This window comes from Methanosarcina subterranea (assembly GCF_055385895.1).
The window spans coordinates 2,844,050-2,865,062 of record NZ_AP042426.1 but is presented as its reverse complement, the minus strand read 5'-3'; the positions used below and the strand labels follow the sequence as shown (position 1 = coordinate 2,865,062).

The 21,013-nt window shown below is 40.4% G+C and carries 17 protein-coding genes and 1 tRNA gene; 7 read left to right on the top strand and 11 right to left on the bottom strand.

Annotated elements, in window-relative coordinates:
• Positions 1-170: 170 nt before the first annotated feature.
• Positions 171-1,022, bottom strand: a complete 852-nt coding sequence (locus tag ACZ5A8_RS12660; RefSeq protein WP_464529456.1) for a response regulator — start codon at positions 1,020-1,022, stop codon at positions 171-173.
• The gene (locus ACZ5A8_RS12655; protein ID WP_464529454.1) at positions 1,015-1,737 is read right to left on the bottom strand and encodes an ATPase domain-containing protein; all 723 of its coding nucleotides are present in this window, start codon (positions 1,735-1,737) and stop codon (positions 1,015-1,017) included. Before ACZ5A8_RS12655 ends, ACZ5A8_RS12660 begins: the two co-directional genes overlap by 8 nt.
• Positions 1,738-2,277: 540 nt before the next feature.
• Here ACZ5A8_RS12655 and ACZ5A8_RS12650 point away from each other — a divergent pair.
• The 5 genes from ACZ5A8_RS12650 (at position 2,278) to ACZ5A8_RS12630 (ending at position 4,866) form a co-directional block, all read left to right on the top strand.
• A tRNA-Arg gene (locus ACZ5A8_RS12650) sits at positions 2,278-2,371 on the top strand.
• Between the two features lie 414 nt (positions 2,372-2,785).
• Positions 2,786-2,926: a hypothetical protein gene (locus ACZ5A8_RS12645; RefSeq protein ID WP_464529453.1), complete on the top strand. Its 141-nt coding sequence runs from the start codon at positions 2,786-2,788 to the stop codon at positions 2,924-2,926.
• Positions 2,896-3,114 carry a GNAT family N-acetyltransferase gene (locus tag ACZ5A8_RS12640; protein WP_464534124.1) on the top strand — a complete coding sequence of 73 codons (219 nt, stop codon included), beginning with the start codon at positions 2,896-2,898 and terminating at the stop codon, positions 3,112-3,114. Before ACZ5A8_RS12645 ends, ACZ5A8_RS12640 begins: the two co-directional genes overlap by 31 nt.
• Positions 3,115-3,265: 151 nt before the next feature.
• Positions 3,266-4,426 (top strand): DUF7544 domain-containing protein, encoded by a 1,161-nt coding sequence (locus ACZ5A8_RS12635; RefSeq protein WP_464529451.1) that lies wholly within the window; start codon positions 3,266-3,268, stop codon positions 4,424-4,426.
• Positions 4,427-4,668: 242 nt separating this feature from the next.
• Positions 4,669-4,866 carry an MM0924 family protein gene (locus ACZ5A8_RS12630; RefSeq protein ID WP_229389216.1) on the top strand — a complete coding sequence of 66 codons (198 nt, stop codon included), beginning with the start codon at positions 4,669-4,671 and terminating at the stop codon, positions 4,864-4,866.
• A 2,126-nt stretch (positions 4,867-6,992) separates the two neighbouring features.
• Here ACZ5A8_RS12630 and ACZ5A8_RS12625 read toward each other — a convergent pair.
• The 7 genes from ACZ5A8_RS12625 to ACZ5A8_RS12595 form a co-directional block, all read right to left on the bottom strand.
• Positions 6,993-7,157, bottom strand: coding sequence for a hypothetical protein (locus ACZ5A8_RS12625; RefSeq protein ID WP_464529450.1), 165 nt, complete (start codon positions 7,155-7,157; stop codon positions 6,993-6,995).
• 41 nt (positions 7,158-7,198) lie between these two features.
• A complete protein-coding gene (locus tag ACZ5A8_RS12620; protein WP_464529448.1) occupies positions 7,199-7,381 on the bottom strand; it encodes a hypothetical protein in 183 nt (60 codons plus the stop codon).
• Positions 7,382-9,252: 1,871 nt separating this feature from the next.
• Entirely contained in the window at positions 9,253-9,894 is a 642-nt protein-coding gene (locus ACZ5A8_RS12615) for a 6-hydroxymethylpterin diphosphokinase MptE-like protein (RefSeq protein ID WP_464529447.1), read from the bottom strand.
• A gap of 93 nt (positions 9,895-9,987) precedes the next feature.
• Positions 9,988-13,167 carry an isoleucine--tRNA ligase gene (gene ileS, locus ACZ5A8_RS12610; RefSeq protein WP_464529446.1) on the bottom strand — a complete coding sequence of 1,060 codons (3,180 nt, stop codon included), beginning with the start codon at positions 13,165-13,167 and terminating at the stop codon, positions 9,988-9,990.
• 728 nt (positions 13,168-13,895) lie between these two features.
• A complete protein-coding gene (locus ACZ5A8_RS12605) occupies positions 13,896-14,042 on the bottom strand; it encodes a hypothetical protein (RefSeq protein WP_464529444.1) in 147 nt (48 codons plus the stop codon).
• 190 nt (positions 14,043-14,232) lie between these two features.
• Entirely contained in the window at positions 14,233-14,835 is a 603-nt protein-coding gene (locus tag ACZ5A8_RS12600) for a hypothetical protein (protein WP_464529443.1), read from the bottom strand.
• Between the two features lie 1,056 nt (positions 14,836-15,891).
• Positions 15,892-16,020, bottom strand: coding sequence for a hypothetical protein (locus ACZ5A8_RS12595; protein WP_255679860.1), 129 nt, complete (start codon positions 16,018-16,020; stop codon positions 15,892-15,894).
• A 1,015-nt stretch (positions 16,021-17,035) separates the two neighbouring features.
• Between ACZ5A8_RS12595 and ACZ5A8_RS12590 the strand changes: the two genes are divergently transcribed.
• Positions 17,036-17,224 (top strand): hypothetical protein, encoded by a 189-nt coding sequence (locus ACZ5A8_RS12590; protein WP_464529442.1) that lies wholly within the window; start codon positions 17,036-17,038, stop codon positions 17,222-17,224.
• Positions 17,225-17,498: 274 nt separating this feature from the next.
• On the opposite strand, the gene ACZ5A8_RS12585 is transcribed toward ACZ5A8_RS12590, so the two are convergent.
• Together ACZ5A8_RS12585 and ACZ5A8_RS12580 are read right to left on the bottom strand one after the other, a co-directional pair.
• The gene (locus tag ACZ5A8_RS12585) at positions 17,499-18,770 is read right to left on the bottom strand and encodes a multiheme c-type cytochrome (protein ID WP_464534123.1); all 1,272 of its coding nucleotides are present in this window, start codon (positions 18,768-18,770) and stop codon (positions 17,499-17,501) included.
• Positions 18,771-18,789: 19 nt separating this feature from the next.
• A complete protein-coding gene (locus ACZ5A8_RS12580) occupies positions 18,790-19,098 on the bottom strand; it encodes a hypothetical protein (RefSeq protein ID WP_229389196.1) in 309 nt (102 codons plus the stop codon).
• 440 nt (positions 19,099-19,538) lie between these two features.
• On the opposite strand from ACZ5A8_RS12580, the gene ACZ5A8_RS12575 reads away from it, so the two are divergent.
• Positions 19,539-20,936 carry an ATP-binding protein gene (locus ACZ5A8_RS12575; RefSeq protein WP_464529440.1) on the top strand — a complete coding sequence of 466 codons (1,398 nt, stop codon included), beginning with the start codon at positions 19,539-19,541 and terminating at the stop codon, positions 20,934-20,936.
• The last annotated feature ends 77 nt before the right edge of the window (positions 20,937-21,013 follow it).

The window sequence follows — 21,013 nt, the reverse complement described above, 5'->3', positions numbered from 1 at the left end:
AGCTGGATGTCCTTGATACATCCGTGAAAACTGTTGTTTTTAGCCAATAAAAGGATTTGAGAAGAAAAAGGGTTCATCCAAAAAAGAGTTAATACTAAAAAAAGTTCATATGAGAAGGGAATTCGTATATGACCTGAATTAAGGTATCAGGCGAAGGTGAATGAAAGATATTATGCTTTTATGATAAATTCACAGCAGTCATTCCTGTTTCCTATGGTTTTTAGGGCTTCAAGGCTGCAACCTGAGTCTACTTTCAATGTTATGTTTGAAAAAATCTTCCTGGTTAGTGTGCAAAGGATAGGGTTTTTACGGGCTTCTTCTCCTTTCCAGGGGCATTTTGTTCCTTTGACTACCCAGAGCTTTCCACTTTCACCCATAGTTGAGGAAAAGTTTCCTCCCAGCTGGTTCATGATATCGGCGCAGACATTTCCTGCGTAGGCAAGGTCCATTTCCCTGTCCTCAAAGTGGTACATATCAAGAAGGGTTTTCTCAACCATCCCTGTCATCTGATTTATTATAACTTTCTTTTCTTCATTGGAGACAGACTGGAGGAGGGTCGGAATTACGGCTGTAAGGATGCTCTGTACTCTGTTTTTTACTTCTAGACTGTCACGATCAGCAACGAGCCTGTCGTGAAGGCACTTGACTCTGAGCAGAGATTTTACCCTTGTCTTGAGTTCAAGCCTGTTTATGGGTTTTGTGAGGAAATCATCAGCTCCAACTTCAATTCCCCTTATCCTGTCTTCAAGTTCCGAGAGGGCTGTAAGCATCAGGACGGGAATGAACTGAGTTTCCGGATTTTCCTTGAGAATTTTGCAGACTTCGTAGCCATTGAGCTCGGGCATCATAACATCCAGAAGGACAATGTCCGGTTTTTCTTCCAGAACTATCTGGAGTGCTTCTTTTCCACCGTAGGCAGAGATTACTTCATAAGGTTCAACTGCAAGGTAGGCTTCCATAAGTTCTACATTTTCCTTCATGTCATCTACGATCAGGACTTTGGGCTTGTTTTTGTTATTCAACAAGGCTTCCTCCCTCGGGTTCATGAATATTGATCCCTTCAGATGTGATTTCAAAGACAGACATATCGGGAGAAATAGGAGTGCTGCGCATCTTAGGTATGCACAGATATCGTTCCATTTTTCCGAGATAAGCATTTTCTTTTACCAGGAGACGAATAGAACCGTAGACCGAGTACTCAGCAAGCTGGTGAGTCAGATTGTGTGCTGACTCGTCCATGATTAGAAGAGTAGTGCAGCCTTTTTTTCTCACAAGATAGCTCAGTCCGTCAAACTGATCTCTTAACCTTTTTTTGGAAACTCTCAGGGCAAAAGTTCCCAGGTTATCTATGACCAGGCATGCTATTCCTTCATGTATGAATTCTATAAGATTAGGAAGTTCAATATCAAGGCTTTCAGGCTTAAAACCGTATCTTGTCTGCCCTATACTTTCGGAACGGCTCTCAAATATATTTTCTATACTAAGCTGCCCGCTCTCGTAGTAAGGTTTAATGTCATGCCCCAGCATTTCTGCCTGGTAGAGAATGTCTTCAGGAGTTTCTTCTGTTGCGATTATCAGGCATTTTCTGCCTTCAACACAGCTCCTGTGAATGAAATGGATTCCGAAAATAGTCTTTCCGCTCCCTGCCACACCTGTTATCAGGGTTGCTTTATTCACAGGATAGCCTCCACTCAATTTCCTGTCCAGCTCCTCTATACCTGTTGAAACCCTCTCCATTTTTGTAAACCCTCATTCTTCTGCGTACTTTGCCCCATTTCTACCCCCGACATCAGACGGAATTTCATTTGTTATACAATATATTGTAAGTTATAGAAAATATTCAAATAATCTTCAGATCTTCTAAAGAGTTTTCTAACTTAATACATATATCCAATATTCTTTCACAGCTTGAAACAAATAACATTCTACTTAATTTTGTTGATTAAGATAAAGACCGTTCTGACTTCTGCATTCCAATAATGTATAATGATATGATATCGGAAATCATTTCTATATATTAAAAGAACTTTTGTAATATAAAAGTTATGTTTGTGGTATATTTCTTTTTTTCATTAATGCTTCTACTAACTTTGACCTGACTTTGAACCATAAATTTCCTGTTTTTTTACGTAATCTGCGGTCATTTATTTAGTCTGTATGACTTGATAAATATTTTCATTACAGGGGAGCTTTTGAACTTATTCTTTTTTTATCCCCTTTCTTAATTCTGAGAGAAACCTTTAATATAGATAGTTACTATCACTACTTCTGCACCATGGGCTCGTAGGGTAGCCAGGATATCCTAATGGGCTTCGAAGTAAAATTATTACGAAGATACCCATTGACTCGTGTTCGAATCGCGGCGGGCCCGTTAATATATTTTGATCTGTAATTTATTTTTGATCTGTTCACCCAATTTCAGCGTAAATTTCTTCGATACAGGTTTTCTTCAGCTGAAACTTGATTTTGAAAATATTATCATTTCATCATTTTTGGAAATTTTATCATATATTTTGGGGTTATCCTATCATTGTGTGAAAAAAGTATTTATTCTCCGGATTTTTGTAGAAAAAGAGACTTCAGGAACTGAAAAAAAGAAGCTTCTGGATAGAAAAATAAGCATGAACAGTTAAAGAGGATAAAATGGATTGATATAGAAAGTCCTGAAGAACTGGAGGACGCCTTCCATGTCCGCAGGACGGTCTTCATAAAAGAACAGAAAGTCTTCATAAAAGAACAGAAAGTCTTCATAAAAGAACAGAAAGTCTTCATAAAAGAACAAAATGTGCCGGAAGAAGAGGAATTTGACAGGGCAGACTTAAGGTCCTATCATGTTATTGTGTATGCAAGCACCATGCCAGTAACCACGTGCAGGCTTTTTAACGATGGAAAAACCTGTGGTTTATCGGAAGGATTGCCATCCTGAAAGAATGCCGGAGAAAACAGGTCGACAAACTCGTTGTGGAGAAACTTCTGGAAAGAGCTGCCGAACTGGGGGCAGAAGAAGTTCATGCGCACGTGCAGACACATACAACAGGCTTTTACAGGAAATCTGGCTTTGTTGCTTATGGAGATCCCTTTCTCGAGGGAGTATCAAATACGTATCCATACTGAATAAACTATAATTCTGGTTAACCAGGTCAGTTAGATCAAGTTAATCAGTTCTGGTTCATTAGTTGGGTTGTCTACAAACCTATCGAGAATATGTTCTATTACATTTTTATTATACAGATAATTACTTATCTACTGAATAAAATTATATGTCATGAGCTGGTGCGGAATAAATGCGGTAGATAAAGCTATTTCAAGAACAAGAATAGCCCTTTTCGAACCTTTTGACTTCTGGAAATGGGTAAAACTTGCAATAATTATTTTTTTGCTTGGTGGCATTGGGTCCAATTATGGAGGCTCGGGCACCAACTACCAAACGGGTTTCGATAATTACGGAAACGATTTTCCTAATATCGAACCTGGTGAGATACCTGGCCTCCCTTCCGAAATATCATGGCCTGGTCTTAATTACATCCAATCTGTATCGTCCCTGGCAATTATAGCTGCAGCAATATTTTTCATTCTTCTGTTAGTTTTGATTTTTTCTTATATTTCCAGTGTCATGGAGTTTGTTTTTGTAGAAGCCCTGGTTAAGAATGAGGTGCGCATCTGGGCATATTCAAAAAAATTCATGGGAAAGGGGTTCAACCTGCTGTTAATACGTTTAGCCCTGGCATTTGTTTTTCTTGTGCTCTTTATGTTTGCCCTGCTGCCTTTTATCCCCGTACTTCTTGATGAGTCCCCTGATTTTGCCCTGCCTGCTATTGTAGGCGGAGTGCTCTGGTTTTTTGGCGTAATTATTTTGCTTGCCCTGATCGGCGCAGTAATAAACTCCTTCTTAAGCCTCGCAATTCCCCTTTCCATTTACAAAGAAACCGGAATTCTTTCGGCTTTCCGGATGATCTATAAAAATTTCAGAAAAAGCTGGCAGGAAGTGCTAGTTTACTGGTTTATCAGGTTCCTTCTGGGAATTGGGGTAACCGTCCTTGCAATAATCCTGTTCGGGCTGTTAATAATAGCGTTAGTTATTATTTTTCTTATTGTTGACGGGGTCCTTTATTTCCTCTTCTCGACCTTTATATCAGAGCCCTTTAACTGGATACTCCTGATTCCCTTTGTCGTTGTAGAAATGATTCTAACCTTCGGGATTTTGATGTTTCTGAGCGTACCAATCGCAGTTTTCCTGAAGTATCATCTCTTGAGCTTCCTTGAAACCTGGTTTGTCGGGGCAGACATCCCGTTTTTTGACAAGCTTCCCATACAGCCGGAAACAGGATTCGAGACAGGATTAAGTGGGTCGAAAGAATACGAATCTGAACAGAGTGCATCCGAATCAGATGGATCTGGATCAGGCGGATCAGAACCGACTGCTTGAGCAGGACTTCTAATTTTAGGGAGCTTATTGAAGATTTAATTTTTTCTTAATGCTCCCGGTTACTTTAATGAGAAGCGCTAAGTAAACCCCGGCAGCTATCTTTTTTACCCTGTTACCCTAATCTATGTTCAGAATCCCTGTTTTTCAAGTTATAATATACCTTCCTGATATTAACTATATCTTGGTAAACACCACACGGGTCTATCCGTATCCGGAAGGATAAAATCCAGGAGTTGATAATTGTGAAACAGGAGTTCATTGAAAAGTATTATCTGGGCAAAGAAGTAGAAATTGACATTGGAGGAAATACAACATACAGAGGAATAGCTGCAGAATGCAATGACGGAGTCCTGAGCCTTAAATGGACTATAAAAGAAGAGGGCTACACCCATATTGATATAGAGAGAATTGCTGTAATGTGGAGAACCCTGAAAAAATAATATACTCCAAAATTTTTCCTTTATAATATACGATTTAACCCAGCAGTGGAGATGGCTGAAGTCTTTTCAGTTGCTCTACTGCTAAGTTCTATTTCTACATTTCACCTGAATTTAATTAATCCTCCTGAGCGAAGCTTACTGCTATTAATCTATATCGTGCTGTTGCACTTGCAGTGCAACTCCCAGGAAATCTCTGATTTCCTGTGATCCCGAAGCGAAACTCGGGAATTTAAACTCGGGGGAGCCAGACATTATTTTTCTTTTCACTCAAAAATAGGTGATCCACAGATAGTCGGTTGATATAACTACAGGGCAGCCTGAATGGCATCTTTCAACCTTTTTCAACCTTTCTTTATAGACGTCGTGCGCGGCATGACCTATCGGCTTCGATCAAATTAAGGATCAATCTTCAACTGCACCGGATAAAATATAATATCAAAATATCAACTGCTTGACCGTAGGATCCAAAAATATCAACCATACAAAATTGCACAACTGCCTGCCGTTATATCGCAAAAAAGACAATTGAAGTTCTATTCCGGCTGAGTGGAGATAGCTCTCTACAATGACCGTTTAAAAAGTAGCCATTATGACCATTTCGCATGATCATAAGGCCATAAGGGTTGATTATAGCTCCAAAGAGATATACTTTATCTGAGTCAGTAGTAGACCCAGAATTTAGCAGCACCCGAACCCGCGGAATCCATGCCTGAATCTAAACGGGAAGAATTTAAACGAGAAGAACTTAAATGGGAAGAAAAACATTATAATTCCCTCCGTCTTTTAGTCTGTCCTTGTTCGTCTTTCCGTTATGCTTCAGTCTTCTGCAGCCGAAATTATACATTCCATATTAGGAAAAAGCCCCACAGAGACCATGTTTAAGCTGAAATATTCTTCTTGGTGTGTACCCGGGTTAAACCTTTTATCAACCCCCACATAAGTATATACTCACGGCAATTATTTTTGAAATTATTCTTGAGACTGAGTTTCATTGGAGAGGAGCAGATTTAATTTTAATTGCCAGAGAGTATAAAAGTAAATAATAATACCAAATTATATAAAATTACTAGAATGAAGTCTCCTTACCATTAATAGACTTAGAAAATTCGGGTAAATATCCGGCTGAAATTGTAGGTTTACTCTTTTTCTTAATTTGGAAGTTATAATTCTCAAAAACTCTCAATAATATCAGGATACTTGGTCTTTAATTTATTATTCAGGTAAGAAAGAAAATTTTACATGATAAATAAGCTCTATTTTACAATTAAATCCATTTAAAACCCTTAATAATGGTTATTTTTGTTGAAAAAAAAGACTAACATTTTATAATACTAAACATCAAAACTTCAGCCTTTTTCTTTAGAAAAAGAGTTCTTTTAGAAAAATAATTAGTAGTTTCTGTTCCGGTTGAGTAGAAATAATCTTTACAATGATCACTTAAAATGTAGCCTTTATGACTATTTAAAAAGATTTTCATAATGGGCCATTAATCATTAGGACACCTTTGAAAGAGATAAACTTTATCTGAGTAATTAGTAGACCCATAATTTAGCAGCACTCGAACCTGCAGAATCCATGAATCTAGGCGGGGAGATTTAAACGAGAAGAACTTAAACGAGAAGAAAGGAAATATTATAATTCCCTCTCATTGGTCATCGGTTAAGGAAAAATCGTTATCACTTGCATTGATTTTCATAAAATTTGTTAAATTATTCATCAAATGCAAAACTGGAATCTGATATCGATTTCAATTTAAACACTAAACATTTGGGTTTGAGTTTTTCCGTCGAAATCGAGATCCGCAGCTCAAAATCCTTAACCGAATACAAATGAATTCCCTCTGTCTTTTAGTCTTTCTTTGTTTATCTTTCTGTTATGCGTCAATTACATGCAGTCGAAATTATACATCCCATATCAATAAAAATCCCCGTAGAAACTACGTTTGAGTTTAAAGTATGGCGCACTTTCAAAGTGAAAACTCATAAAAGAATAAATATGAATAGTCATCAATTCAAGAAAAGACAAATTCTCAAAAATTATCCTTCATACCTTGAAGAGATGACTATGGATTCTGTTTCTTTCGCATTCAGTAATCCTTTCAGGTTCAGTAGTTCTAATTAGTCATCTCAGCACCAGGAACGGCAACTGCTGAAGTGTTTGAACCGACCGCAGAATTTACGCCAGGGATCAAAGCCGCCGCATCCATAGCCGCCGCCATAGCCACCATAGCCACATCCAAAGCTCTTGAAACTATCAAATTTACATCTATCGAAACCATATCCTCCGTACATTATATTTACCTCCGTGGTTTTGCCATATTTTATTTAGCTTATTATGTATTCTTTATATTCTTTTCATCAGCACCGGCCACAACGACGGCCGTAGTGCTTGAAGCGATTGAAGAATCCACCATAGCCACAGCTACCACCGTAGCCGCCGCCATAGCCGCCGCCATAGCCGCCACAGCCACATCCAAAGCTCTTGAAACTATCAAATTTACATCTATCGAAACCATATCCTCCGTACATTATATTTACCTCCGTGGTTTTACTATATTATCTTTAGTTTTACTATATAATCTCTATTTTTTCTACATTATTTCAATACTCGTTTACATACTGGAAAGGATGATTTTTAAGATTGGTGTATACTCTTATATGGTATGTACCTTTCAAGTTAAACCCTATCAACCCCCAGATAAGTATTATACTCACGGCAATTTTTGGAATTATGATACCATTCCATTCGGAGAGGAGCAGATTTAGTTTCAATTGCCATAGAGTACAACTAAAATAGTAATAGTAAATTATATAAAAATACTAGAATAAAATCTCCTTACTACTAATAGACTTGGAAAATCTAGATAAACACTCGGCTGAAATTACAGATCTACTCTATTTTTTTATTTAGAAGTTACAATTCTTAAAAAATCTCAGTAATATCAAACATTTAGTCTTCAATTCGTCATTTAGATAAAAATAAGGGTTTTTAAGCATAAATAAGTCCCATTTTCCAATTAAATCGAATTAAAAAATCTCAAAATAGGTTAATTTTTTTGAAAAAATGTATAACACTTTTCAGTTATAGACTATATAAATTTAGTAATTTTTTTAGAAACAAAAAACTCTTCTCGAAAAGGAGTATTTAATAGGCAGGTTCCAATTCATCCTGTAAGTAAGTATTTAAGGATTTGCCAACCTGACAAAAGAAGCAGTTCCAAAAAGAGACATTTTGGTTTAACAAATAGGATATTAAGTTCGATTTCTTTCTCATACCTAATTTTTTATTGCTTGTCATATTCTATAGTATTCGAAATTAAATTTAATAAATGGAAAAAATGGAGAATACTATGGTTTATTATATAACTCCTTGATTGGTCTCAAGTGAAGAGATAAAATAAGGGAAAAAGAAAAAAATAATGAAACAACGGAAAATATATGTTTAAGCCGCAGTAACTACCTAGACAACTGCATATGGCGTCCTGAAAAAAGAAATGTAACTGCTAATTAATAAAAAACAAAAATAACAGCCATCAATTCAAAGATAAAGTCAATTCAGGGAACTACCTTGTATTTCGAAAAGATGGCTGAGGAAATAATTTCTCTTCATTTTAAGCGGCTATTATTAATTTATATCAGAATTGTTTACCACCAGCGGGCGTTAATGAAGAGTATGGTGGACTCATAAGTGATCTTTACATTATAGTAAAAAATGCTCAGATATCCCATTATATTTCCCTCCAGATTTTAGCGTATTTTTTCGCATTTGTCTTATATGTTCCTATACATTATTTGAAAAGAATGGAGTTTTTAAGCTTAAATTAGCCTTCTAATAATGTAGTTACTCCTGCAATCAAACCCTCGATCAACCCCCAACATTAAGGTTACACTCATGGCAATTATTTTTAGGAATTAACTCGGTCGTTAATTTTTGTTTGGAGACAAACAGAATTAATTTTAATTGCCAGTAAGTATAAATAAATATATAACCGTAAATTATATAAATTCGACAGAATAAACTCTACTTACCATTAATAGTTCTTCAAAATTAGGATGAATTAGGTGGAAATAATACGATACACTTATTAATTTAATTTAAAGTTTATAAATTTGTCATTTTGTCAAGAGAATATAACTTTTAGCTTCGTTTTCTGGAAATAAAGGAAAAATAAGAGGCTCAAAGAAAATTAATGGTATATTAAAAACAGCCTAGTAGAATCTAAAGCTTCAAATGCTTCTAATTTGACCAAAAAAATGAATAACCCTCAATAATTATGAACTATTCAAATTTAGCGTTCTTTTTTAAATGTGTATTTTTCTTCTAAAAAGTAAATAATTTTGAGTTTGTTAGTTCGTTTACTACAATCCTCAAAATGGTAATTAATCCTCAAATCCCTGATATCCCGATTAATTCCTTTGCCCACTTCAATTTCTTTTTCTTAATCGGATTTACATCTGGGTCTTCAAAATCAAATCCAGCCAGCATAACACTTTTAGCCCCGAAATCCCTGGCTACAAAAACGCAGCGGTCACCATCACTGAACCCGCCAAAATTGTATACTTTATCGAAAGGCCTTGCCTGAGTAGTTGCAATAAAGCGCTTGAATCCGGGCACGTATTTTTCCAGCTTATCCATGTTGTCTCCGTGGGCATGGATGAGGACAATCGAGCCCTGCGTGCAGGCAAGGATCTCTTTTTCTATATCAGCTTCGGAATTGCCGTCAAGGTCGGTACAGATGACTTCAGGTACGCGACCCATATCCATAAGAACAGCAGCGGCTCCGTCGGCTGCGATTATTACAAAAGCAGGTAAATTGATTTTCGAAAGCTCATTTCTGAGTCCGGGAGCGTTTCCGCAGACCAGAACAGGCTTTCCTGAAATTGTGTCTTTGAGTTCGGAAAGGCTTGCAGTATTTTCCCTAGTCAGTAGGAGGGAAAGGAATCGGGCTGCCTCTTCATCACCTGAGCGGTCGAACCCGAAGTCTTCAAGGATTCTTTCGTAAATTGGCTCCCAGGCAGCAAAATCCATATTAATAACTCCTTTCCTGTTTTTCGTTTCTGAACTTAGATTTTCTTACTGAGTTGTTTTTCTAAACTTAATTTCAGAGTTTATTCCTCTGGATTATTTCTTTGCAATTCCCATCTTCATGGCAATGCCTTCGACGTCCCAGTCCTTTACAAGGGCTCCGAAAACTTCGATCCCGCTGCCGAGGTCAAAGACATCGGCTCTAACCTCTTCTGCAATCATTTCTTTAAGGGTTTCAACGAGTTTGAAGACCCTTTCATCTTCGATCCGTACAGAGGTGCGGATGTTTTCGTCCACAATAAGATCGAGTTCCTTACGCATGTCCTGGAGCCTGCGGATAACTTCCCTCGCATATCCTTCAGCTTCGAGTTCAGAGGTGAGGTTTGCGTCCACGTAAACAAGACCTGCATCGGATTCGGCACTGGCTGTACCTTCAGGCAGGGTTTCTTTAAAGTTTGCCATGCCCGGGGTGACTGTGACAGTGGTGCCGTCAGCCAGGGAGAGTTCAAATTCCCCTGTTTCGGCAAAGGCTTTCCTTAAAGCAAAACCATCGACTTTTTGCAGGGCAGGGATAACTATTCCGGCATCTTTCTTGAAGACAGGCCCGATCTTGCCCGGGTCAGGGATGACCTCAAGCCCGAGTTCGTCCCAGCTTTCGCCCATGCCCGTTAGAACGATTGCTTTGGAATTGGTCTGGTCCATAAGGACTGAGCGCAGCCTCTCGACAGCTTTTGCTGTATCTTCATTTTCAGGGGACACAACAATTCTGGATATGGGCCATCTGAGTTTTCTTCCTGCTTTCTGGCGGGCGTTTGAGGCAGCTTCCACGATAGAACGGGCAGTGCTCATAGCTGCTTCAAGCTCAGGGTCGAGATAGGTTTCGTTAACTTTCGGCCAATCGCACATATGGACCGACTCGGAAGCGTTCGGGTCCACATTCCTGATCAGGTTCTGGTACATCTCCTCAGCCAGGTAGGGCATGAAAGGCGAGATCAGTTTTGTGATGGTTACGTATACCTCGTAAAGCACACAGTAAGCTGCAAGTTTGTCCGGGTCGTCAGCTTCGGTCCAGGTCCTCGGGCGGATAAGCTGGATATACCAGCGTGAAAGGTCTTCGAGAGCAAACTCCAGGATCTCGCGGACTGCTTTATGAAGCAGGTAACCGCTCATGGCTTCATCTACGGCTTTTACAACGGACTGTGCTCTTGAGAGAATCCACCTGTCTTCCTCACGCAGGGCATCTTTTACGGAATCAAGGCTGACCTTCATGGGATCAAAGTTGTCAAGAGCCATATACGGCAGCGGGAACCTGAAGACGTTCCAGAGGATGTTAATCGAACGGTGGATGGTCTCTACTTCTTCCAGGTTGAACTTCAGGTCGTCCCAGGGAGCGCTTGAAGAAAGCACATAGGCGCGCAAGGTATCTGCCCCGAACCTGTCGATAATGTCCAGCGGAGAAATCACATTTCCAAGGCTCTTTGACATCTTCTTTCCGCCGGCATCAAGAGTAAAACCGTGCATGAGCACACTCTTATAAGGAGCCCGCCCAAAGCCAACCATGCTTGCTCCCAGCTGGGAATAGAACCAGCCGCGTGTCTGGTCGTGTCCTTCGGTAATGAAGTCTGCAGGCCACCATTCATCAAACTGGTCTTGTGTCTGCGGGAATTTCAGGGTTGCCCAGGAGGCGACAGCCGAGTCAAACCAGACGTCAAAGACGTCCTCAACACGTATTTTCTCCCCTCCGCACTCACAGGGTACGGTGACTTTGTCCACATAGGGGCGGTGCAATTCGATATCAGTGCCGCTTAATCCTGCTTTTTCAAGCAGTTCGGCTTTTGTCCCTATTACCTCAAGCTTTCCGCATTTCCTGCACTTCCAGACAGGGATAGGAACTCCCCAGTAGCGCTGCCTGGAGATGCACCAGTCCCTTGCGCCTTCGACCCAGGTCCTGAAACGGGCTGAACCTGCCCAGTCAGGGTACCAGTCAACGGCATCGATCTCTTCGAGCATTTTGTCCTTGATCTCGGTAACCTTGAGGAACCATTGTTCGGTTGCAAGATAGATGATAGGAGTCTTGCAGCGCCAGCAGTGCCCGTACCTGTGCGTGACTGTCCCTTCGGCAAGGAGCCTGTTGCGGGCTTTGAGGTCTTCGATAACAATTGGGTTTGCTTCCCTTACGTTCTTGCCTTCGTATTCCCCGGCTTCTTCGGTATAAGAGCCGTTCGGGCCTACAGGACAGAGGATAGGGAGTTTGTGCTTCACACCAACGTTAAAGTCGTCCATACCGTGCCCTGGTGCTATATGCACACAGCCTGTATTTTCTACGGTTACGAAATCCGCAAGGTAAACGCCGTGCTTTATCTTATTCTGCACAGGCACGAGATCCCCAACAGGGCTTTCGTACTCGAGATTTGTGAGCTCTTCCCCGAGCATTGTCTCAAGGATTTCAAAGTCTGCATACCTGCCCTGCTTGAGGACATTTCTGATCAGGTCTGTGGCTGCGATAAGGACTTCTTCCGAGCCGTCCTGTCTGACCGCTTTGAATTTCGAGTATTCGTAAGCCGGGTGAACAGCCACAGCCACGTTGGCTGGAATTGTCCATGGGGTTGTTGTCCAGATGACAATGAAAGTGTTTTCCTCGCCTTTAACCTTGAATTTCACATAGATAGAAGGATCAGTCCGCTCGGAATATTCGACTTCGGAGTCTGCAATTGCAGTCTCACAGCGTGGGCACCAGTTTACCGAACGCTTGCCCATATCAAGGAGGTCCTTTTCATGGGCCTGTTTGAGGGTCCACCAGGCAGCCTCGATGTAGTCGTCTTTTAAGGTCATGTAGGGTTCTTCCCACTGCATCCAGACCCCAAGCCTCTGGAACTGCTCGGTCATTGCCTGTTTCTGCGTGATGGCAAATTCCTTACATTTCTCAATAAAGTTCTCTACTCCGAAGCTCTCGATATCCTTCTTGGACTTGAAGCCGAGCAAACCTTCGACCCTGACCTCAATAGGCAGGCCATGCATATCCCAGCCCGGGCGCTCAAGGATATTGCGGTTATTCATGGAGTAATAGCGGAGAATGGAATCTTTAATAATCTTATTCCAGGCAGTCCCCAGGTGGATGTGTCCTGTAGTGTACGGTGGGCCGTCAACGAAAAAAAGCCTTTTTCCGGTCTTGCGGTGCTCCCGGGTTTTCCGATAAGCGTCGCTGTCTTCCCAGAACTGCGTTACTTTTTTTTCTATTTGTTCTGCATTGTATTTGGCAGTGATTTCCTTTATCATATGGGGGTCTCCCTGATGAAAGATAAACTAAAGTAAATAGACTGAGGCAAATGTCGTCGATAAAAACCCTTTCCTGCGGTTGACAGACGACTATTGATACTGCTAACCAGTAAGTAAACTATTAACCGGTAAGCAGTTACAATACCAATACTGATAATACTAATATTGATAGTATACCAATACTGATAATTTTAATGCTGATAAACTACGGCTGACACTGATGACAGGTAAGCGCTGGTTTCAGGGTAAATTACTGGTCACCATACTATAACAAACCTCTGACACAAACCTCTGACACAAACCTCTGACACAAACCTCTGACACAAACCTCTGACACAAACCTCTGACACAAACCTCTGACACAAACCTCTGACCGGTAAGGTACCGAATCTACAGTAAAGTATATTTAATGTCCTTTACCAAGCGCTTATATACTGGCACTTCAGACAAATATCTGACGTACAAAATATCCTTATCCGGGAAAGCAAATCTGCGCTTTTCAGGCGGATAAAAGGACCTGCTGCACGCCAATCAGTTTATTCAGTATTACTGTACTTAATTTAAGCTTTATTGTAACAGCAGAAAAGTCAGTCTATTATTCTATCCAATGTACTTACTCACAGTACTTATTAAATAATTTATTATGGATTAAGGAAATTATTACGAAATTATTACGAAATTCTTACGGAATAACTCGGATTGAGAAGTTGATAATGAACTACTCTTCCCTAACCCTTTGCTTTACGGCTCGGGTTTTTGAAGGATGCACTTCCTGTATTATCCCTTTCTCTTTTGAGAACAGGTCTCCAGGCTCTTCTCCTCACCCAGCAGACATCCCAGGTATCTTTAATCTCTTTTTCGCTTCTCTTTGGCATGAAAGTACTGTGATTTGAAAAGGACTTTCATTCTTTGGGCATGTTATTCGAAGAATGTCATGTGCGTTTTTTGTTTCTTTCGACAGGCAGACAGACAAAATGGCCTGGTTGCCTTATTGTAACCTGTGAATTGAAAAAAGGTTTGCTGGTTCAATAAAATATGGATAATCTGAACGAACGTGGATAATATTTACTTCGTCTTCCCTGCACATACAACTGCTCCGAGAACTGCCACAATCGACCATAAAATGCCTGTGAAAGGGATGTTTTCGACATTTGAGGACGAATTTGAATTTGCGGGCTGTTCATTTGCTGTTCCGACATTATTCGTCTCGTTTTCGGTCTGATTCTCTTCCCTCCATTTTCCCTGAGTTTTCAGCTCTTCAACTACCTCATCCCTGTCTGATACAGGGTGTTTCCCGGGAAATCCTACAGACACGCTGAAAAGCTGTTTATCCAGGTCTTTATCTCTCAGCATAAGGACCACGGATTCGTTCAGTGTGAACTCTGCCTGGTCTTCGGTCCAGACATACTTGCCGGTTTCGGTTCTTACCTTTATCTTTTCGGCAGGTAGTGGGTTATAGAGCCATTCCTCAACCTTAATTGTGAAGATTGTATGGTCGTAGTGTATATTAATCCCGCTTACTGTTCCTATTATTATTCTATCTGAGGTGTTAATCTGGTAAGGTATTTCGGCAGCTTCCGGTATTAGAAAGGCTGCTGCAGGGCCGGGGACACAAATCAAAAAGAAGATCAGTGTAAATAGTATAGAAGGGAAATATATTTGTTTCATCGAATTCTTATCCCCCTGTTCAGGATTATCTAATTCTCGTTTTACTACCTTGCTTTTCTGTTTTTGATCTTATTTATGGGTTGTTTTAACTGCGGATAAATTTGCACATATAGTGGGGCTTTTAATTATTTTTAAAAAAGCAAAACGAATAAAAATAGAGAAATGAGCCTGAAGAGATCATTGATATACGCACGGAACTTCTCAGCATCCTGGCCAGTAGCATGCTGGGATTCGGTTATAAGAACAAGGTAGTTCAAAGATCGAGAGAAAATGCGTTCCTGATAGATAACTATTGAAAAAAGGATGTTTATGAGGGATAACAGTGCAGGATTCAGCAGAAATGGTGGAAAGGCTAAAAATAGCTGTCAGGCATATATATGTATCCGGATATCGCATAAGGTTGAGGCGTGTCACGCGATACTTGATGAAACATCAGCCCGGAAGATATGTTTTACCAAACCTGTCTTGCCTTTCCACCGCATCTAATATAAGGCTTTTAGCCTTACTCTACCACTTTCTAATCATCTATTGCCCAATTTTCTTGCAGTCCTTCGCCCATCTATGAAACGACTCACTCATTTGCCGCCAGGGTGGAGTGATGATCGTAATGGTAGCGAAGAACTTATTCATGTATTTCTGCACCACAGAAATACGAATAATGATTGGTTTTTATTATTATAAATAATTTTCCGGATAACTGCTATAGAAACTCAACCATTTTTAATCTGGAGAAACGAGTAAAGCAAAAACGAAGGGTTATTATGTAAATTTTTCTTGTTTTAACTATAAGGCGGGAAGTCCCCTTCCTCGACAATTCCGGTTTACCGGAAGTGGCAGGTGGTGGATGAAAGCCGTCAACTTCCACACCTTCTGTTTTTATTGAATCTGACAAATTTCTTTTTCCTTGAAACCATATAGTTCTTGTTGCATTGTCACCCCAATCTGAAGCGAGAACCAAGCTAGGAAGTGGGCAAACAGGATGTGACAACTCCCGAAGGGATCGGGAACAAGGCGGGGAAAGCCGCAAGCCGTCGTGCATCTCAAGCATCATCACACTCATATCTTCCACTTTGATTTTTCTTCACCTGCGGAACGCAGGGTAGAGCCTCTGGACTCGCTCTCATTAGAGAGGGGGATGAAGGAAGAGGATCGCTCAGATATTGTTTTTAGGCTGAGTAGTCTCAAGGAAGCCCCTCCCTCAGACGATCCGGTTTGCCGGATTGGACAGGGAGGAGTAGTTCACTAGTCCTCTGGATCGTCCTTATAAACGAAACCAGGATGCTTTACAATTTTCAAATCAAACAATTTCTATATGTCCCATAATTCTTATCAGTTTGAAAAATGAAAAGGAAAGAGCAAAGGCTGAAATATAATTCTAAGGCTGAAATATAAATCTAAGAGAAAGGCAAACAGCTTTTTTTTAAACTGCTATATATAGCTGAGGCGTTTAAAGATATATACAGCTTGAGGTATGTAAAAACATTCCTGTTTGCTTCATCCTTTTTGTTTTTGCCCTCCCGCCGAAATTAGCAGGCATGCAGAACTTTTGAGGCATATCCGATTATCTGCCGCCCACTGATTCTACCATTTTATTTACCACTTTATTTCTAGCACATTTGTTATGCCTGATATCCGGCCTTTCTGCCCTTTCCTTTGCCCGTCACCAGAACGACTGACCAATACCCAGGGGTGGATATGGATATTTCAACACTGAGGTGAAGAGAGTTTCATCATATCCCTTTATTTATTGGGATACTACAGTACCATTCCTATTTCTAATATATATAAGTTCGTAGAGTTAAAAAAAGTGAAATATTTATTCCCGTGGTAATCAGGCTTTAAAATCGAATCAGGGTACGAAGACAGGAGAGGAATATGTTGAAGTCCGGAAAAATGTATCAACTAATAAAAGCAGGTTAAAGAGAGCTTAAACCCATTTCAGGGAGTTTCCGGTCTCAACGCTTCTGCAAACAGTCAGGTGACGGATGGAACAAGTAATTGACTGTGCAGCCAATCCTGTGTGACGCAACCTTTTTCCTCAGCCTTCTCCTCAGCTTTGATTGCAGCAATTAATATACAGCCAGCTATCAAATACCTGTTAAGATCTTCCTGCAGGGTAAAACGTGACCTGCAGATTGGGTGGGGAACTTACTTGAACTTTCAAGTTGTAGAGGTTCACTGATAAAGCAGGTGTGATTACTTGGCTTACAGGGCGCCATCCAGAATTTCGGGAAAAACTCCGCAGAAAAGCATTTTGTGCTTCATAGGCCTTCACAAATGGAAGAGAAGTGGGGGTTTGAATATCTATGCTTCAAATGTAAGGGAAAAATATTTTGTATGCACAAGATGCGGGAAAAATAAAACAGTATATGAACCTAAAAAAGATTGAAACTTCCGGATAGGTTTTCAGATTAACCTGCTCTATGTAATTCAAAACCTTTCCAGTTCATGAGAACCTTAAAACTTTTATAGTGCATTCATGAAACTCAAGTGCCTGTGTATAATTTCTGGCCATCATGTCTATTCCATAAGGCTCCTTTTATTCTCAGGGTTTTTATTTCTGGAGTTTTCAATTTCTGAAGTTTTCAATTTCTAGAGTTTTTAATTTATGGAGTTTTTAATTCCTGAGGTTGTTCCTGAGATTTCTAATTCTGTGGCCTCATTCATTTTCTCCTGAGTAGATATGCAATTATCAACACCTCAAGGGGAACTAAAATCCCGGGTCCAGGTATTCCTTCCGCATCAGGGGTCCCGGGAATTTCAATTTCTTCTTCTACACTGTGGTTTATAACAAGAGGGGTCACCTCAGCAGCCCAGGCTTTATCCCTGCTTTCGTGGCACTGCAGACATGCGTATTCCAGAGTGATGTGAGGATTTGCATATTCGTTTCCGTCCTCAGGATCTATGTAAGTAAACTCAGCATCTGCACTGGTATTGATTCTGAAAAGATGCGTTCTCAAATCTGCTTCATACTGAGACGTATTGACAGCTGTTTTAACAACTTTTGGCATATGGCAGGCAACGCATTCCACTCCAGCTGTACCCATTGAAGATTGGTTATATATTTCTGCAGCCTCGACATGGCAGTCGGAACAATTTCTTTTTATACCTTCTCCTTCTACGGGATTGGTTGCACCTGCATGGACCGGACTATGCGGATCATGGCAGACCACGCAGTCCAGCTTACTCATTTTCCCGGACGCCAGAAATTCTTGATACTGTTCCTGATGCCTGATAAATCCTCCACTTGCAGGGATCTGGTCTTCTCTATCTCCACGCTGATGGCACTGACCGCACAGTGAAGCATCCCTGTCAACGGTAATAGCCTCACCCCTTACTCCCTTTTCTGCCACATGCACACTGCCTGCCCCATGGCATGCTTCACATTGTATTCCCGGAAATTCCCATGAGCCATTTATTCCCGGTTTGCCTTCAGTTACAGAGTCATAAGATGCGCCTGTAGTATGGCATCTCTGGCAGTCATATTCCACTATTTCTCCAGGGTGATAGTCGACCCACTCTCCAGTTTCAATATTATACTGGTTTGATCCGTTGACACTGAGATTTTCTCCGGTTTCGGTTATGATATACCCCTGTTCATTCACATACCGGGTTTTCCAGCCCCATCCGCCAATAACATAGAGTATGTCTTCTTCGGTATATCCTTCCGGCATAGGAAGGTCAGGCCTTATTTCCAGAGCTTCATCCGGAGTCATGAGCATATACTTATGTCCCGAAATTGTCCAATTGTTATGTATCTCCACGTGACAAACTCTGCACTCCCCAGCTCCCACATAGCTGGCTCCCTCAGCCGGCATCGTTACCGGTGTTCTTTGTTCTCCCATTACATAAGTTTCTGCAACTACAGGAAGGGATAAAAAGAATAATGTAATTATAATTGCTCCCAGCGCTTTTTTGTTGACCCCTGTTTTCATCGCCCTCACGTTCCAAAATTTATGTTTCGAGAATAAAAATTGAAGTTATAAACCCGACTAAAAGAAGGATGCTTATTGATACATATATAATGGAAATTATTTTTCTCTTCCCCGGGTCAGGTATTAACTTCTGGTACATTTTCACAATCGAAATCCAGTGAAGATATATGTGGATTAAAATCAGAACGACAAGAGTTAACCCCAGATAATAATGAACACCTCCATAAAGATGCATTTGGAGCCTGAGAGATATCCCTATCCCGACTAATCCCATTAATACCAGAAACATTAAAGCTTCATTTATAAAGTTAAGTCTTTGCTTATTCATATGAATACTCCACGATATAACTTTAAAAATAAGTTTAATATCTCATAACCTGGTTAATTCTCTGCCAGTTATTGTACTTTCAGTCAACTTACTCTGAAAAATTTTAAATTCCCTTTCCGGTTACTTTCCAAAGAATCTGATGTCCCTTCTGCAGGCTTCTCAGTTTCCAGAATTCAATAGTCCCTTCTTTGCCGGATAAAAAAAATTTCCCACAAAACCCAATATGAATTTACTTTTTTTTACATATAAAAGATTGCAGGCTATATATTTTCGTTTATACTTCCATTTTTCTCTCTTATCCGTAGCCTGTTTACGCCTGCTTTTGGCGAGAACTTATAAAAGAGTCTTCCATCCTCTTCCAGACGCGTAAATTTATTTTAAAAGTATTTATTAACGCCAGAATAACTATATAGTCTTACCTCACAAATTATTGTGATTATATGCAAAGACTTGAAACTCTTCCCCTCGTTCTTGACCACCAGACCTTTTTTCAGAGCCCCTCTGATATAATCCCGCGCAACATTCCAGCTTCCACTTTTCTGGATGGGGGTGAGATCAGTTTAATCTATGGTCCGCTCCATGCAGGCAAGACATCTTTCCTGAAGCAGATCGCAGGCCTTTTTCAGGGTGTAAAGATTTATATTGATTTTGAAGACAGCAGATTTAAAGAGCTGAAACCTGAAGGTTTTCAGGAAATTGAGGAAATTGCAGTTGAAGTTTGCAGAAGAGGATCTGAAAATAAAGAGGAACCTGAAGAAGAATCCGAAGATAAATCTGAAGATAAATCTGAAGGAAAACCTGAAGGAATACCTGAAGAAAAATCTGATAAAGAAGAACAAGTCTATTATTTCCTGGATGAGATCTATAATGTCCCTGGCTGGGAGGGCTGGGTTGACAGGCTTCAGAGAGATGGGGCGCGAGTTTTTATAACCTCTTCTTCCGCAAATCCCATGAGTCAGGAGGTCTCTTCAAGCTTTGCAGACAGGATAAAAGTTCTCAAGCTTTTGCCCTTTTCCTTTAAAGAATACCTTATTTTAAGAGGGCTCAGGGTCCCAAAGCCTGACCGTCTTACACCTTCCAGATGCGATGAAATGTTATGCCTGTTCCTGCACTATTTTGAAAACGGCGGCTTTCCAGATGTAATCAAAAATGGAGATTCCAATCTTTCCAGGCAGTATTTTGAGGAAACTTTGCAAAAGGGGATTATTGACAGGCATAATATTCAGGACCCTGAAGAGCTAAAAAGACTTGCAGTTTTTCTTATCTCGAATATGGCATCAGAGTATTCACTCGATACCCTGAAAAAAGCGAGTGGGATCGTTGGTAAGAATACTATCCGCAGATATCTCGACTATCTGGAAGAGGTTTTTTTGCTATACCGCGTCCCCATGTTTAACCATGTATCTGAAATATCGGAAGACGGAGAAGGAACAGAAGTCCCGTGTAAAATATACGCCGGAGACACGGGTTACTTCAAGACAGTATATCTCAATTATCCCGACAGCCTGGGGTTAAGATTTGAAAACCTTGTATTTCTTGAACTGCTCAGGCAGGGCAAACAGGTCTCCTATTTCCGCGGCAGAAGAAAATGTGATTTCCTTATGACTGAAAAAGATAACCAGGCTGTTACAGCTGCGGTTCAGGTCTCTGTCTACTTCGGAAGCCCGGCAGTAAGGGAACGGGAGGTTCTCGGGCTTATGGAGGCAATGGAAGAATATGGGCTTAATGAGGGGCTTATCCTTACTCTGGATGATGAAGGAGTCATGGAGATAGAAGGCAGGGATGGAGAAAAGAAAAAAATAATCATTAACTCGGTATGGAAATGGATGCTGGAATAATTATTCTAATCTGGTAAAAATAAAGCAGGATCTAAAAATAAGAGAACCAATGAGAAAATCCGGAACAGGATAAAGAG

Coding starts and splice junctions, on each gene's coding strand:
- ACZ5A8_RS12580 (WP_229389196.1), bottom strand. CDS start 19,098: ATGAATAAGCAAAGACTTAACTTTATAAATGAAGCTTTAATGTTTCTG.
- ileS (WP_464529446.1), bottom strand. CDS start 13,167: ATGATAAAGGAAATCACTGCCAAATACAATGCAGAACAAATAGAAAAA.
- ACZ5A8_RS12575 (WP_464529440.1), top strand. CDS start 19,539: ATGCAAAGACTTGAAACTCTTCCCCTCGTTCTTGACCACCAGACCTTT.
- ACZ5A8_RS12625 (WP_464529450.1), bottom strand. CDS start 7,157: ATGTACGGAGGATATGGTTTCGATAGATGTAAATTTGATAGTTTCAAG.
- ACZ5A8_RS12635 (WP_464529451.1), top strand. CDS start 3,266: ATGAGCTGGTGCGGAATAAATGCGGTAGATAAAGCTATTTCAAGAACA.
- ACZ5A8_RS12620 (WP_464529448.1), bottom strand. CDS start 7,381: ATGGTTTCGATAGATGTAAATTTGATAGTTTCAAGAGCTTTGGATGTG.
- ACZ5A8_RS12615 (WP_464529447.1), bottom strand. CDS start 9,894: ATGGATTTTGCTGCCTGGGAGCCAATTTACGAAAGAATCCTTGAAGAC.
- ACZ5A8_RS12655 (WP_464529454.1), bottom strand. CDS start 1,737: ATGGAGAGGGTTTCAACAGGTATAGAGGAGCTGGACAGGAAATTGAGT.
- ACZ5A8_RS12605 (WP_464529444.1), bottom strand. CDS start 14,042: ATGCCAAAGAGAAGCGAAAAAGAGATTAAAGATACCTGGGATGTCTGC.
- ACZ5A8_RS12585 (WP_464534123.1), bottom strand. CDS start 18,770: ATGAAAACAGGGGTCAACAAAAAAGCGCTGGGAGCAATTATAATTACA.
- ACZ5A8_RS12600 (WP_464529443.1), bottom strand. CDS start 14,835: ATGAAACAAATATATTTCCCTTCTATACTATTTACACTGATCTTCTTT.